Source organism: Pseudoalteromonas sp. NCCP-2140 (assembly GCF_023708065.1).
Classification (GTDB): domain Bacteria; phylum Pseudomonadota; class Gammaproteobacteria; order Enterobacterales; family Alteromonadaceae; genus Pseudoalteromonas.
Window position 1 is genome coordinate 118,701 of the sequence record NZ_BRCZ01000004.1, and the last position, 13,581, is coordinate 132,281.

The window sequence follows — 13,581 nt, forward strand, 5'->3', positions numbered from 1 at the left end:
TAACAAAGCAGCTTAATTACAGCAAAACTTCATACTTTTTTTCTAATTGTCCCTGTGTAGTCATGCAAATGGTCTAAACTATTAGCAAACCTACAATAAAAACAGGAAATGTCGATGCGGCAGTTAGCATTAGCGAAAAAGTTATTATGGCTTACGGTAGGCAGTATTTTTATTACTGTGTTTGTTTTATCAAGTGTTTTATGGTGGCAGCTGTCAAGCAGCAACCAGCAGTTAGCTGCGCAATCAGAAAAGCTGATTGTTGCAGAGGTGGAGGATAAGCTCGCTTCAAATGCCGCCGCATATGGTGAACAAGTTGCTGGGTTTATTAATGAAGCGTACCGAGTGCCTTATTCATTTGCCGCTATCTTAGGTGACAACGATGCGGCAGCTACCTTAACCCGCGATGCTGTGGTTGAGTTGAATCGCTCTCTATTACAAAAAAATGATATTCTTTCATCTATCTACTCGCAATTTGAAGCAAATGCGTTTGATGGCCGTGATGCTAATTTTATCAGCGGGTATGATCATTCTGTAGCAGGCGTTGGCACACTAGAAATTTATTTCACGCGCAACCGAGACGGTGTAATTGAGCAACAAGTGGTTGACGATGTAGCTGAAAAATATGTGGATACGCTCAATGAATTTGGCCAGCGGGAAGCTGAGTGGTACTTGTGTGTAAAAGACACCAAAGTGCCTTGCATTATGGAGCCCTACCTATACGAAATCACCCCGGGTTACTCTGAAATGATGACCTCTCTAACTGTGCCCGTTCTTCGTGATAACGAATTTATAGGTGTTGCTGGGGTTGATTTAACATTGCCTGTATTTCAAAGCATGACCGAAAAGCTCTCAAAAGAGCTGTATAACGGTAAAGCCCGTGTCACCTTGCTAAGTTCACTCGATTTAGTGGTTGGTAGTAGTCATTACAAAGATAAGCTAGGCAGACCGTTAAAAGAGGCGGTGACTAAAAACATTTTAGACAATTACGTTAAAGCGAAAAAACAAAGTGGTGTATTTAAAGTTGGTGATGAGTATTTAGTTAATTACCCAATCAGCATTAAGCTTGCAAAAACACAGTGGAACCTATTGATTGAAGTACCCGCTGAGCTTGCCCTTGAAGGGCCGCATGCGCTAGCAAATAGCATGAGCGAAAATGCCAATACACTAGGTGGTTTAATCTTGGTGACGGGTATTATTATTGCTGGCGCCGCCTTTGTGATTATGACCTTAGTGATCCGCACCATTGTGGCACCACTACAGCAAATTCAACAGCGCGTTGATAACCTTGCCAGTGCTGAAGGTGACTTAACTCAAACCTTGCATGTTGATACCCACGCTGAGTTAATCGCATTGGCTACAGGCTTTAATGCATTTCTTGCTAAATTACGCGATTTAATTGGTGAGCTTAAAAATGTATCAACGCAAACCAAAGAGCAGGCTCACTTAGCGACCAGTGTTGCTGTTGATACTAAACACAACGTTCAAGCTCAGTTCCAAGAAATTGAGAGCGTAGTGACCGCCATGAATGAAATGAGCGCAACTGCACTCGAAGTGGCAAGAGCCTCAGAGCAGTCAGCGCAACAAGCCGATGAAATAAACAGCCTTGTTGTGAGCAGTGAATCGAGCTTGTCGTCTGCGGTTACCCAAGTTAAAACCATGTCGGATGAAATCAAAGAGGCCAATCAAGCGGTTGAAAAAGTCGCGGCTCGCAGTAACGACATTACGCAAATTTTAGATGTGATCCGAACGATTGCAGAGCAAACAAACTTACTTGCACTGAATGCGGCAATTGAAGCGGCAAGGGCCGGTGAACAAGGCCGTGGCTTTGCGGTGGTGGCTGATGAAGTAAGGGCACTTGCTTCAAAAACACGTTCATCAACCGATGACATCAGCGGCCTAATCGACAGCTTACAGCTAGAAGTAGGCAACGCGTCTAAGGTCATTGAGCAAGGTGTTGTGCGTGCACAAACCGCGGTAGATGAAACCTCCGTTGCATTTGATGCATTACACGAAGTTGTAGTCAAAGTGGATGAAATCACGCAGCAAATTACTCATATTGCAACGGCTGCAGAAGAGCAAAGCTCAGTCACAGAAGAGATAAACCGCAACCTGACGTTAATTTCAGATGCCGCATCGCAACTAGCTGAGCTATCTACCCAAGCCGGAGATGGTAGCCAAACACTTAATGCACTCGTTGCTCAACAGGATGATGAGTTGAATAAGTTAAAGACGAAATAACTTTAAGTTGCTAGTTACAAGAGTAAAGGGGCTAGGTGCGAGGTTCGAGAAAAACGCGATGTAAAATCGCAGCTACAGACTCGTACCTCGCATCTCGTTTCTCGTAACTTTACTCTCGTAACTCGTATCTAATATCTTGTTTCGCGCGCCAAGCAAGCAACGGCTTTATGCCGCGACAAAGGTTAAAAACACCGTGATGCAATGGTTTTTTTCACTATTACTCTATGATTCGCTTCAGAAAACTTCGCTTTAATTTACATTCATTGAATAAGCAGGCAGTTAACTTAAAACCTAGCTTAACTTCCTGATTATTTGCACCCGTAAAAGTTAAAGAATCAGTGACACTGCCCATACCACCAAATGCAGCTAGTGAATGATAAATACTTTTTTGAGGCTTACCCACATAGAGCAACTCTAATGATTTTTGAAAATAATTAGCCCAATGCTCTTCATTATATACCCGAAGTAATTTTATGAGATTTTCTAAATTATCTTGATAATCGGCATAATTAGATTTCATTAAAGTACTCGTCGTATGAAACATCTCGCTAATAATACTAGGTCTTATTAGAGATAAGCAGAATTATCTTGGTTGCCCATTTTTCTAAGAGATTGTTAGGTGCAAAAGAAAGGAAAATACCAAACAGAGGAAATAGCGCAGTGAAAATTACTGATCCAACTTTTGCACTAAAATCCTTTGTTGGCACTCCATTTATTTCAATCGCTGCATTTGGGTCCTGCGCAGCCTGAATAAAAAAGAAGACCAAAATACTCCCAATAATAATTAGCATGCCTCCAGCAAGGCGGCTTAACCCAACGACAACATCTACTTGTTTCTTTAATTCTTCATCCATAACCATCTTAATTAGAACATTTTTATAGCTATTTAAAGCTCTTTATTAATTGCCTATTTTTAACAGAGCAACTAACTAATTACTAGTCGTATAGTGCAAAGAGCCTTAAGCTCATGCTCGCACCTCGCACCTCGCACCTCGCACCTCGCACCTCGCACCTCGCACCTCGCACCTCGCACCTCGCATCTCGCACCTCGTCTCTCGTAACTTTACTCTCGTAACTAGCAACTCGTAACTCATTCTAACTACACTGCGCCTGGTTACGGCCTTGGTTTTTGGCTTGATACAATGCTTTGTCGGCGCGTTTTAACATCGATTCTATATGCTGATCGCTTGTTTGTAAGGTGCTTACGCCAATACTCACGGTGAATTTAACGTGTTTGTTATCGGCGATGATGTCTTGTTGTTCGATATCGGCTCTGATCTTTTCTGCGATAGCAAAGGCTGTGTGGTTATTTGCCATAGGTAAAAATAAGACAAATTCTTCTCCACCAATGCGTCCCGCAATATCTGATGTTTTGCTATGTTGGATGAGCTTATGTGCAGTGGTTCGTATTACTTCATCGCCAGTAGCGTGGCCATATTTGTCGTTTATAGCTTTAAATTGGTCTAAATCTAACAGTAACAGGGAGCAGGTACATTGCGCGTCATGATATTTTACAAACTGTTGATTAACCTTTTCGAAGAAGCCACGGCGATTATAAAGTTGTGTTAAATGATCTGTCACAGATAAGGCTAATGCTTCATGCTTAGCACGTTCTAGCTCATAGGTTCTTTCTTCTACTTTTTGTTCGAGCATGGTGGTTAGTTTTTGTTGTTCTTTCTTGCGCTGAATAAACACAGCTTGAATAAGTAATACCGCTGAAAGAGTAAATAAAAAGAAAAACTGCATAGTCACTTCTGCTGTTTTAGGATGATGATAATAAAAATAGCCCCAGCCTTGATTACTTCCGACCCAAGCTGCAAAAAACACCAACATATTCATGCAGCTGGTGGCAGTTGGTGATAACCGCGTAGCGGCATAAAGCAGCGGAAACAACAGTAATGCAGGTTGTAAAAATGGTAATGTCATGGTTGTGTATGCGGGGCCAAAAATAAAATAACACAACAAAACCACGGTCAAAGTAAGCAACAAAAGTTTAGAAAATTCACTAGGGGTGACCGGGTGCGGCCAATTCCGCCATAAAAAGTAAAGGGCAGGGGTGAACACAATTGCTGCTAAGGCATTGCTAATACTCCAATTTAATATGCCTACATACAAGCCATTAAACCACTCGATACCAACTAGTGAGTATATGCCCACACCGAAAAGCGCAGAAATCACGCCAATCGCAATGCAAGCAACAATAAACACTCTGGCTAAACTGGTGACGCTTGTCAGCAGTGTGTGTTGTTTAAGTTTTCGGTTAATTAGCCAAAATGCTGTTAAAGCAGCGAGAGTATTACCTGTGGTTGTTGCGGCATTTATTGCGATGTGTTTAAACGTGAATGGATTTAAGTCGCTAAGATAAAAGTAACAAAGCACAACTAAACAGGTGCCTGATGCAACGCCCAACCAGGCTTTACGACCAAATAACATCAAGCCTGCTAATGCGACTCCTGCTGGTGGCCATACCGCCAGTGTTTTTAACACTTGCATAGTAAACAAGCCAAACAGCAGATAAACAGAGCAAACAATGATATTAAATTGCCAAGGCTTGAGCTGTGTGTTCATACATCCCTTTATGTGCTTATGTAAGAAAGCCACCGATCGGCGAGTTAGCATTAATCAAACTACTAATAAATTAGTATATTAGTAGTTGGGGAATAGGCAAATTCGATTAATTTAAAAGTGGTTTTTATCTTATTGTTTGCTATTCATACAATTTATTAGACTAATAGTTAATGTGCTTAAAAAACAACCCAAAGCTTATTCTTTAAAAACGTTTTTTATAAGTAAAGCTATACATATCAATGTGTTAAGTTTGTTTTCTGATTCTGTCAACTTATTAAAAACACCTATTTTATAAATTCATACCCGACCTTTTGCCTAATCGTGTTTTGTATCTGGCTGCTTTACCCTAACTGCATAATAAAAACTCACACAATTTTTCAAGATAGGCAGTAGGAGAACTCATGAATACGAGGCAGCAATCAGCGTCAATAACGCCTGCTGAACAAGGATCGGATACTCATACCGACCAGCAAAGCTATCAAGCTCTTCATAAACCCAGCAGTGAATTTTCGAATCGTGACGAATACCTTGAACACGAATTACAAATTATGCAGCCTAAGCGCTGGCGTCCTAACTTACCATTTCGTGATTATCGGTTTGAATTAGAAGACTCTATCCCTGCCATGGCAGGCACCATAGGCAAGGTGGTCATGGTGGGTGCAATTGCTGCAACGTTTGCAGCGCCACTAGGCTTAGGTGAAGGCTTTATTCTAGAAAACGTGCGTTATGAGCTGTTAATTGTATCGATCTTCATTTTATTATTTTCGGGCTTCTTTTTACCAACAGCAAACTTAGCGGGTACGCATGGGCCGCTTATTCCTTTGATCCCGATTGTGGTTGCTGCAGGGGGTCACCCAATGGCCTTCGGTTTACTGATAGGGGCATTTGGTCTGTTACTGGCACTTAGTAAAGGCGGGAGTTTACTGGCGGGGTTAACCAGCCGAGGCGTGTGTGGAGGTTTACTGCTCTACCTTGGTTTTATTGGCACGATTTCGCAGGTTAAAAAGCTGTTTGCATGGGCTGAAGGTATTGATATGACCCATATTGCTTTCATTGTGATTTTGTCGACTATCGTGTTGTATGCATTACTTGAGCACTACAAAAAACGTTGGTTAGCCGTGCCATTAAGCTGTTTACTTGGCGGTTTAATTGCATTTTTACTGGGAGCGCCGTTTGAGTTTAAGACCGCACCGGGTTTACCAAATATGAACCCAATGTATTGGTGGGGTGAAAACACTGGTTGGATGCTGGGTTTACCGACCCTAGAGAGCTTTGTTGTGGTATTGCCATTCGCGGTGCTTGCGGTTGCCATGTGGTCACCTGACTTTTTAGGACATCAAGTATTCCAAAAAATTAGTTACCCAGAACGCACTGAAAAAGTACAAATGAACATTGACGATACCATGTTCAGCGCTTCAATCCGCCAGACATTTGGCTCCTTGTTAGGCGGCTCTAACTTTACCTCGTCATGGGGAACCTACATCGTGCCAGCAGCCATCGCTAAACGCCCAATTCCTGCGGGAGCGGTGTTAACGGCATTATTTTGTATTATTGCCAGTATTTGGGGTTACCCAATGGATTTAGCTATTTGGCAACCCGTGTTATGCGTCGCGCTAATAGTTGGTGTGTTTATCCCGCTTCTAGAAGCGGGTATGGAAATGACCCGCGAAGGTAAAACAACGCAATCGGCTGCTATTGTGGTGTTTTCATCGACTTTAGTGAATCCTGCATTTGGCTGGTCATTAACTATGTTGCTCGACAATCTGGGCTTAATTGGTTGTAAAGAACGAAGCTCTGAACTAACCCCAATGAGCCGCTGGATCATTCCATTAGTAATGTTTGTTATTTTAACAAGCGTGATGGCAATGGTGGGTATGCTGCCAGGTATTCCGGCATTAATGGCAGACTTTAGACATTAATAAATAAGGGTAAGGTGATAAACGCCTTACCCTTTTTTAAAGCTTTTATTTAAACTTAACTGTTTTTTCGCTGCGGGTGTAAGTTCGGGTATCAGGTTTTGTCCATTGACCTTTTTTAAGATAAGAGGTCGACACCACAAAGCTGTTGTTTTTAAACTCGCTTGTCGATTTCACCTTAGTGATCCCTTCTTTATTACCCGTTACATTTTCATAAGCAACAAATTGAGTAGGGCTAAGTACATTCATAGTGCCTTGGGTATAAAAACCTGCTGTAGTGAAGTAATAAAACACTAAAGACTGCTTTTTATTGTCCCAAAAAATCATCGACTCACCACCATATTCACCTTCATTGATAGAGTGAATGGTTTTAATCGCCGTGCCATTGAGCGCGCGTTGCCAGCTACTCACATCTTGCACCGCAGGCTTACCTGCAGCGACATTAAAGTCTGACTGCCACGTGCCTAAGTAAGGCTCAAACACTTTTAGCTTGTTATCAAGTTGTTGCTCTGCTGCCATAGGAGAAAGTGAACATAGGCAGATTGATAGTAAAAGTGATTTTAGGTATGCCATAATAGCGTCCCGATAAAATTAATTTGTTTTGCAGAGTATAGGTGATAATTCGTTGATTAAGAAAACATTAATTACATTTTCATTGTTGTTTCTAGCGCTGCTATGGCTGGTATCGTGGCAACTTAATATTACCTACTTTATTGCAGGCACTTACAGCGTAGCGAGCTTAATAAGCTTTTTGGTATATGGCTGGGATAAACGTTTAGCGATGCAACATGGTGAGCATGTGATAAGAGTACCTGAGCGTACACTGCATATTTTAGGATTAATCGGCGGCTGGCCAGGTTCATTAATTGCGCAGCAATGGTTAAGACATAAATCTAAAAAACGCAGTTTTATTGCCGTACTTTGGTTAACAATTATTGTTAATGGCAGTGCACTGTCGTCACTGTATTATTTGCAGTTAATTTACAAGTAGATTAAAAAAGGAAAGCAGTTGCTTTCCTTTGGTGGGAAGTAATTTTACATTATTGAGTCGCTTGATTAGACTCTATGCTGTCAAGGTCTACAGTCAATATTGTTTTCTTATCTACAACAATCCACTTGCGATAGGTCAAGTAGCCAGGCTTTGTTACTTCAATATCGTATTTACCATCATCAAGTTCGATACCATCTTCATAAACAGGTTTAATATTCATAATACGAACACGGGCATCGTTAGGTGTAGTAACGACTGTTAATGAAGTTACAGGCATTTCTTCTATCACTTCAGCTACAGGCTCTACAATAGGCTGCGGCTCTGGCTTGACTTCAGTAGTTGATGAACAGCCAGCAAGTACCATTAATGCACAGGCAAGACTTAATTTTTTCATAATTACTCCATTAAATTACACTATTTATTAAACGTTAAAGAAAAAGAATGGCGTTCAAAAATATAACTGTGCAAACTCACTCTTCCCTGACGTTTGATTATTTAACTTTCTGAACTAGATTTTATTTTCTAGACTCTTTCTAATTTCTTCGCTACGTTCGACAAGTCTTTCGGCTGTTCTGTACATTTTTCGTTTCATTAAGCTACTAGCCATCGAAATATAAGTCGTCGCTATTTGATCTTTGATTAATAAAATAGGCTCAAAAGATTCGGGGAAAATTTCAGCTTCTTTACTAAATGACTCATCAAACTCCATAAGTTGTTTATAGTCAGAAACATCAGCAAGTTGAGTATTAAACTTTTCTAACTTTTCTTGATAAAATATTTTGGCATCATCGTCAGGGTAACTCACAGTCATCCCTTCACTTGTTTTTCTTTTATACTCAGCTAATGAAACCATGGCTGACTCTTTTTTTCGCAATGCCGTAACGAGTGGTTCAAGTTCTGAATTATTTGCAAAAACTAACTCACCTACATCAAGTAGTGCTTTTTGTGTAACGAAATCTTCATTTTCAATAGACGTTAAAACGGCTAGTTTGAAATTATTTATGTGCTCTTGATTGGGTACATAGGCATAACTAGCGTCGATAACTTTTAATTGAGATACAAGGCCGTGAATATTGTTATCACCACTCTCACCATATCTCGATTGCGATAACAATACATCTAAACGATAACTTAGATCAGATAGGATCGACTGCCTTTCAGTAAGTAAACTTTCGAGTTTATTATTTAATGTCTCTGAGTCAGGGTAGAATTTTTTTGCTTCGTCATAAATAGCAATGGCCTCATCATAGTCTCTTGTATTTATGGCGGTTCTTGGTAAATCATCAACTTGCTTAGTAAATTTTTCCACGACTTTATTTTGATGAACAGCTAAAAGCCCTTCTTTTAATACTTTGTATTGTGGGGGAATTTCATTTAATCGTTGCGGTAAACCATCACTAGGCCAATTCATCCATGTTTCAAGTTGTTCAACTTTTGCGACCGAGTTTTGATAGTTTGCTTCAATCAATTGCTGTTTATCGCTTTGAGATAAAAACTGAAACCCAGCAGCACCAATAAGTAATGCGTAGCAAGCTGCATGGATTAATAGTGAAGTTCTATTATTATTTAGTTCATATTTAACTTCGAGCAATGATTTAGGACGCATTGCGGCATCAAGTGAAATACACTTTTTGATTTTAAACCAAACGCTTAGTGAACAGTTGCTAGGTTTTTTTACACTTGTATCTTTTGCAACTTGATTTGCAGCTACTCTGTTGTATGGGTGCTTACTCGTTAATAACTCAAATGCGATACAGCCAAATGCAAATATATCGTCTTTGGCTGAAGAACTGTCTCCATTTAGTTGTTCCGGGCTTGCATAAGTGGGGGTATAACCATTGCTATTTGGTAACTCATTGTTATCCGGCGCTGCATATTTATCTTCGTGAAGATTTGTTTTTGCAATCCCAAAATCCAAGATTTTTAAGTTTCCCTGCGAATCGAGAATAATGTTTGAAGGCTTTAGATCGCTATGAACGATTCCTTTTGTGTGAGCATATGTAAGGGCATCAATTAGTTGATTTAAAATTGGTTTAGCTCTTTTTTGAGATAAACCACTAGGCTTATTTCTTTTGATCAACTGTTCAAGAGTTTCACCTTCAATCCATTCCATTACAACGAAATGATAGTTGTCACTAGATGAAGCTGAAAACACTTTAACAATGTTAGGGTGAGAAAGAGAGCGCGTTTTTATTGTTTCATCTTTTAACAACAAAAGCGCATCTTCAGAGTCTGCCAGTTCTGGGTGCAATACTTTGATTGCCACGATATCGTCTTGATTAGAAGCTGTATTTAGATAGGTATCTCGCGCTCGATAAATATAACCCATACCGCCTTCGCCAATTAATTCTTCAATTAAGTAGCGCTTTGCTAGATATTTACCAATTAAGTGAAGCTTGCTTTCTTTTGATACAGCATTTTTATTTTTTATTGAAGCAATGCGTGTTTTATCATTTTCAGCAGTCATTATAATTCCTTTTATAAAAATCAATATCCTTTTGACTGGTGCCATATTTTACAAAAAATACACCAATAAGCAATCATTCAGTTTATATTAATGAACTGGTACTTAAGGTTTAGTTCTAGAGTGGGTTATTTGTTTTATCCTTTTTATTCTGTTTTTTGAAACTATTTTAAATTTTATTTTTGGGTATTTTTCCGCGTTGACTTTATTCTGTGAAGTATTTTATCCTAATAGAATGTTTGTATTTATGGGACTAATAATCAAATGGAAGTGATTCTAAATGTTACCAGTTATCACAGGCTCTCTCCTGAGATAGATGCGAAAAAAGTAGTAAAAAATGAATTAACTTTTGGTCGTTCAGAAGACTGCGATTGGTATTTACCTGATCCTGAAAAAGTAATATCAGGTCGCCATGGCAAAATCGTAAAAGAGACCGATGGATTCTATGTATATGACTACTCTACCAATGGATTGTTTATAAACTTTTCAGTTTCACCGTTAGGAAAAGAGAATAAACACCGTCTAAATGATGGTGACATTCTCACGATTGGTGATTTTCAAATAGAATCAACTCTACAGCAAGTTAACCAAGTTCAAGATTTTGAGCCACAAATCAATTCTTTCAACTCCTCGCTTTCTGAAATGCCAAAAGATTCAAGCGATGATATTAAGGGGTTTGCTGAACAGCAAATGGCTTATGGCAGTGCAAACGAACTTGAAGAAGCAATGATTGCGCCTACTTTTCAGAAAACACCGAGTGATAATATTGACATATTTTCACAACAAAATCTGAGTCAACCTATTCCTGAGGATTGGGATGAACTCGCACAACTATCAGCTTCGGTAGAAGAAAAAGAAAATAGCGTGCCTGTATTACCGGTAGAAGAGCCTGTAATTAGCACTCCAGCTGTTAATGATAGTAAGCCGTTTAATAATGGCAATAGTGCAATGGCTGCAAATAACGCCCCAGTTAGTGCACCTATAAAAGATAATCAAATTCCAAACTCATCGAAGTTAATCTCTTCATTTTTAAATGGTTTAAGTGTTAATGAAAAGCTATCAGTAGAGCTGCAAAATGAAGACACATGGCAGCGTATGGGCGAGTGCTTTAAGCTTTTCCTTGAAGGCTCGATGGATTTGATTCGCCAGCGAACAAATATTAAGAACCAACTTAAATTGAATCACACAACGTTTAAAGTTGAACAGAATAATCCACTTAAGTTTTCAGCAACCATTGATGATGTAATGCAGAATCTTTTTGTTCGCAATAGCGCAAGTTTTTTGCCAGCGAATGAAGCAGTTAAAGAAAGTTTTGTTGATACAAAACTTCACGAGCAAGGGTTATTAGCAGGTGCGACTGGGGCACTTAATGGTCTTTTAGAACAATTATCACCCGATGGCATAAAAGCACAAAGCAATAATGGTGGGTTACTTAGCTCATTGCCTGCTTATGGTGGTGCTTCAAGCTGGCGTATATATAACGAATTGTATGCTGACATTACAGATGATGTTAAAGCTAAAGGGGTTTTAGCATTTTCTGATGATTTTCTGAAGGCTTACAATGGTGGAAATTAGCTGTATTACAATGAAGGAATAATGCAATGTTGAAGTTCAAGCTTACTTTTGTAGGTGCTTTATGGGTATTTTTAACAGCCTGTACAACAGTAAACAAGTTTGTGCCCCCATCTACTGATTTAAATATTTCAGTGGCCTCAGATGTGAACCCAGATATCTCTGGTCGTCCTTCACCTGTTGTTTATAAAGTGTTTGAACTGAGCTCTCGCACCATTTTTGATACGCAAGATTTTTTTAGCTTATATGAAAATCCTGAAGCAGTACTTGGTCCAGATCTACTTAAGAAAGATGAGCTTGAATTACAACCTTCGGCAAAAATTGAATACAAAATGAACTTGAACAGAAACACACGTTTTGTTGGTGTTGTGGTCGCTTACAGAGATATTGAAAAGGCCCGTTGGCGAGCTGTTATAGAAGTTGACCCAACAGGCTATGATGACATTGACGTAAATGTTGAGTCGTTAGCTGTATATATGAAAGATTAAAGGAATAAACATGAGTGATTACACGCGGGTCGCATGGACAGAAGGAATGTTCTTAAGGCCTCAGCATTTTCAACAAGCAGATAAGCATGTTTCTAGTGTAATTAGAAGAGTTATAGAGGGCACTGTTGCTGATTCATGGGGAGTCATTGAACTCGAAATTGATAGTGAACTACTTATAACCGGTCAATTTGCTATTGATAAATTGTCGGCTATTTCGCCAGATTTATGCCCAATTCAGATGCCAAGTGATGAGTTTCTCCCTGACCCCTTAGTGGTAGCTAAAAGTGCCTATGATGAAATTATATGCCTTGCAATTCCAGCCTTGAAGGGAAGTGGGATCAACATCTCTTCTAGTGAAGACGAATTAGTGACACGTTACAGGATTGCAGACTTATCAGTTAGTGATGACAGTTTAGGCTCTCAAGCTCAAGAAGTAATCCAAGTAGCAAAGCTTCATAGCCGATTGATGTTAATGTCTGATGATACATCGGGTTATGTCTTGCTGCCGCTTGCAAGAATTACAGAAGTCACAAATGAGGGAGCAATTAAACTTGATTCTAAGTATATTCCTCCTAGTTTGTTTGTCACCAGTAATAAGCCTTTAACAGCGCTTGTCAGAGAGGTCTCAGGTTTAATAAAGCAACGTGCTGAAAGTATTGCGGTGAGACTATGTCAAGGGTATGCAGGTAGCACATCCGTGGCTGATTTTTTGATGCTACAAACACTCAATAAATATGATGCTATTTTTCAAAGCCTATTAACGCATTCTCGTGTTCACCCGCGAGAACTTTATGCAAGGTTAATTGAGCTTGCTGGCGAACTTGCAACATTTAGTGCTGTAAATAAACGGGTGCCGCAACTTCCAAAATATGACCATGCAAATTTACAGTTTGTTTTTGCAGAGGTTGTGAACTTCCTATACCAATCTCTCAGCCAAGTGATTGAACAAACAGCCACTGAAATTAAGTTAGAACAAAGTAAGTTTGGTATCTCATTCGGTGCATTAAGAGATAAGTCGATTCTCGACTCTGCTCAATTCGTACTGGCTGTCAAAGCGAGTATTCCCCATGAAGAATTAAGAAAGTTGCTACCTTCGCAAATTAAAATTGGTAGCGTAGAGTCGATTCGAGATTTAGTAAATAACCAGCTACCAGGGATCTCAATCAATGGCTTACCTACAGCGCCACGTCAAGTACCTTACCATGCTGGATATCATTATTTTGAGCTTAATAAAAACAGTGAACACTGGAGCAAACTAAAATCCAGTGGGGGTATCGCTCTTCATTTATCAGGTAACTACCCTGATTTAAACTTAATTCTTTGGGCAATTAGAAGCTAATAAAG

12 protein-coding genes are annotated in these 13,581 nt (G+C 39.6%); 6 read left to right on the forward strand and 6 right to left on the reverse strand.

The window, feature by feature from the left end; genetic code table 11:
• The first annotated feature begins 114 nt into the window (after window positions 1-114).
• Window positions 115-2,238: a methyl-accepting chemotaxis protein gene (locus NFU46_RS09775; protein ID WP_251601466.1), complete on the forward strand. Its 2,124-nt coding sequence runs from the start codon at window positions 115-117 to the stop codon at window positions 2,236-2,238.
• A gap of 217 nt (window positions 2,239-2,455) precedes the next feature.
• Here NFU46_RS09775 and NFU46_RS09780 read toward each other — a convergent pair whose 3' ends face one another.
• The 3 genes from NFU46_RS09780 to NFU46_RS09790 form a co-directional block, all read right to left on the reverse strand.
• Entirely contained in the window at window positions 2,456-2,758 is a 303-nt protein-coding gene (locus NFU46_RS09780; RefSeq protein WP_251601468.1) for a DUF6966 domain-containing protein, read from the reverse strand.
• A 37-nt stretch (window positions 2,759-2,795) separates the two neighbouring features.
• A complete protein-coding gene (locus NFU46_RS09785; protein ID WP_251601470.1) occupies window positions 2,796-3,092 on the reverse strand; it encodes a hypothetical protein in 297 nt (98 codons plus the stop codon).
• Window positions 3,093-3,333: 241 nt separating this feature from the next.
• Window positions 3,334-4,806, reverse strand: coding sequence for a diguanylate cyclase (locus NFU46_RS09790; RefSeq protein WP_251601472.1), 1,473 nt, complete (start codon window positions 4,804-4,806; stop codon window positions 3,334-3,336).
• 401 nt (window positions 4,807-5,207) lie between these two features.
• Here NFU46_RS09790 and NFU46_RS09795 point away from each other — a divergent pair, with 401 nt between their 5' ends.
• A complete protein-coding gene (locus NFU46_RS09795; RefSeq protein WP_251601474.1) occupies window positions 5,208-6,725 on the forward strand; it encodes a DUF3360 family protein in 1,518 nt (505 codons plus the stop codon).
• Between the two features lie 45 nt (window positions 6,726-6,770).
• Here the strand turns inward: NFU46_RS09795 and NFU46_RS09800 are convergent, their stop codons facing one another.
• Window positions 6,771-7,295, reverse strand: coding sequence for a hypothetical protein (locus NFU46_RS09800; protein WP_251601476.1), 525 nt, complete (start codon window positions 7,293-7,295; stop codon window positions 6,771-6,773).
• A gap of 52 nt (window positions 7,296-7,347) precedes the next feature.
• On the opposite strand from NFU46_RS09800, the gene NFU46_RS09805 reads away from it, so the two are divergent.
• Window positions 7,348-7,713, forward strand: coding sequence for a DUF1294 domain-containing protein (locus tag NFU46_RS09805; protein ID WP_251601478.1), 366 nt, complete (start codon window positions 7,348-7,350; stop codon window positions 7,711-7,713).
• Window positions 7,714-7,762: 49 nt separating this feature from the next.
• Here NFU46_RS09805 and NFU46_RS09810 read toward each other — a convergent pair whose 3' ends face one another.
• Both NFU46_RS09810 and NFU46_RS09815 read right to left on the reverse strand, forming a co-directional pair.
• Complete coding sequence (locus tag NFU46_RS09810) at window positions 7,763-8,107, reverse strand: hypothetical protein (protein WP_251601480.1); 345 nt, start codon at window positions 8,105-8,107, stop codon at window positions 7,763-7,765.
• Window positions 8,108-8,221: 114 nt separating this feature from the next.
• A complete protein-coding gene (locus NFU46_RS09815) occupies window positions 8,222-10,180 on the reverse strand; it encodes a serine/threonine-protein kinase (protein WP_251601482.1) in 1,959 nt (652 codons plus the stop codon).
• A gap of 261 nt (window positions 10,181-10,441) precedes the next feature.
• Here NFU46_RS09815 and tagH point away from each other — a divergent pair, with 261 nt between their 5' ends.
• The 3 genes from tagH to tssK are packed head-to-tail and all read left to right on the forward strand — an operon-like array spanning window position 10,442 to window position 13,576.
• Window positions 10,442-11,752 (forward strand): type VI secretion system-associated FHA domain protein TagH, encoded by a 1,311-nt coding sequence (tagH, locus tag NFU46_RS09820; RefSeq protein WP_251601484.1) that lies wholly within the window; start codon window positions 10,442-10,444, stop codon window positions 11,750-11,752.
• A 26-nt stretch (window positions 11,753-11,778) separates the two neighbouring features.
• On the forward strand, window positions 11,779-12,237 hold the full coding sequence (gene tssJ, locus NFU46_RS09825; protein ID WP_251601486.1) for a type VI secretion system lipoprotein TssJ: 459 nt from the start codon (window positions 11,779-11,781) through the stop codon (window positions 12,235-12,237).
• Between the two features lie 10 nt (window positions 12,238-12,247).
• Complete coding sequence (tssK, locus tag NFU46_RS09830; RefSeq protein WP_251601488.1) at window positions 12,248-13,576, forward strand: type VI secretion system baseplate subunit TssK; 1,329 nt, start codon at window positions 12,248-12,250, stop codon at window positions 13,574-13,576.
• Window positions 13,577-13,581 lie beyond the last annotated feature (5 nt).

Coding starts and splice junctions, on each gene's coding strand:
- NFU46_RS09775 (WP_251601466.1), top strand. CDS start 115: ATGCGGCAGTTAGCATTAGCGAAAAAGTTATTATGGCTTACGGTAGGC.
- NFU46_RS09780 (WP_251601468.1), bottom strand. CDS start 2,758: ATGAAATCTAATTATGCCGATTATCAAGATAATTTAGAAAATCTCATA.
- NFU46_RS09785 (WP_251601470.1), bottom strand. CDS start 3,092: ATGGATGAAGAATTAAAGAAACAAGTAGATGTTGTCGTTGGGTTAAGC.
- NFU46_RS09790 (WP_251601472.1), bottom strand. CDS start 4,806: ATGAACACACAGCTCAAGCCTTGGCAATTTAATATCATTGTTTGCTCT.
- NFU46_RS09795 (WP_251601474.1), top strand. CDS start 5,208: ATGAATACGAGGCAGCAATCAGCGTCAATAACGCCTGCTGAACAAGGA.
- NFU46_RS09800 (WP_251601476.1), bottom strand. CDS start 7,295: ATGGCATACCTAAAATCACTTTTACTATCAATCTGCCTATGTTCACTT.
- NFU46_RS09810 (WP_251601480.1), bottom strand. CDS start 8,107: ATGAAAAAATTAAGTCTTGCCTGTGCATTAATGGTACTTGCTGGCTGT.
- NFU46_RS09815 (WP_251601482.1), bottom strand. CDS start 10,180: ATGACTGCTGAAAATGATAAAACACGCATTGCTTCAATAAAAAATAAA.
- tagH (WP_251601484.1), top strand. CDS start 10,442: ATGGAAGTGATTCTAAATGTTACCAGTTATCACAGGCTCTCTCCTGAG.
- tssJ (WP_251601486.1), top strand. CDS start 11,779: ATGTTGAAGTTCAAGCTTACTTTTGTAGGTGCTTTATGGGTATTTTTA.
- tssK (WP_251601488.1), top strand. CDS start 12,248: ATGAGTGATTACACGCGGGTCGCATGGACAGAAGGAATGTTCTTAAGG.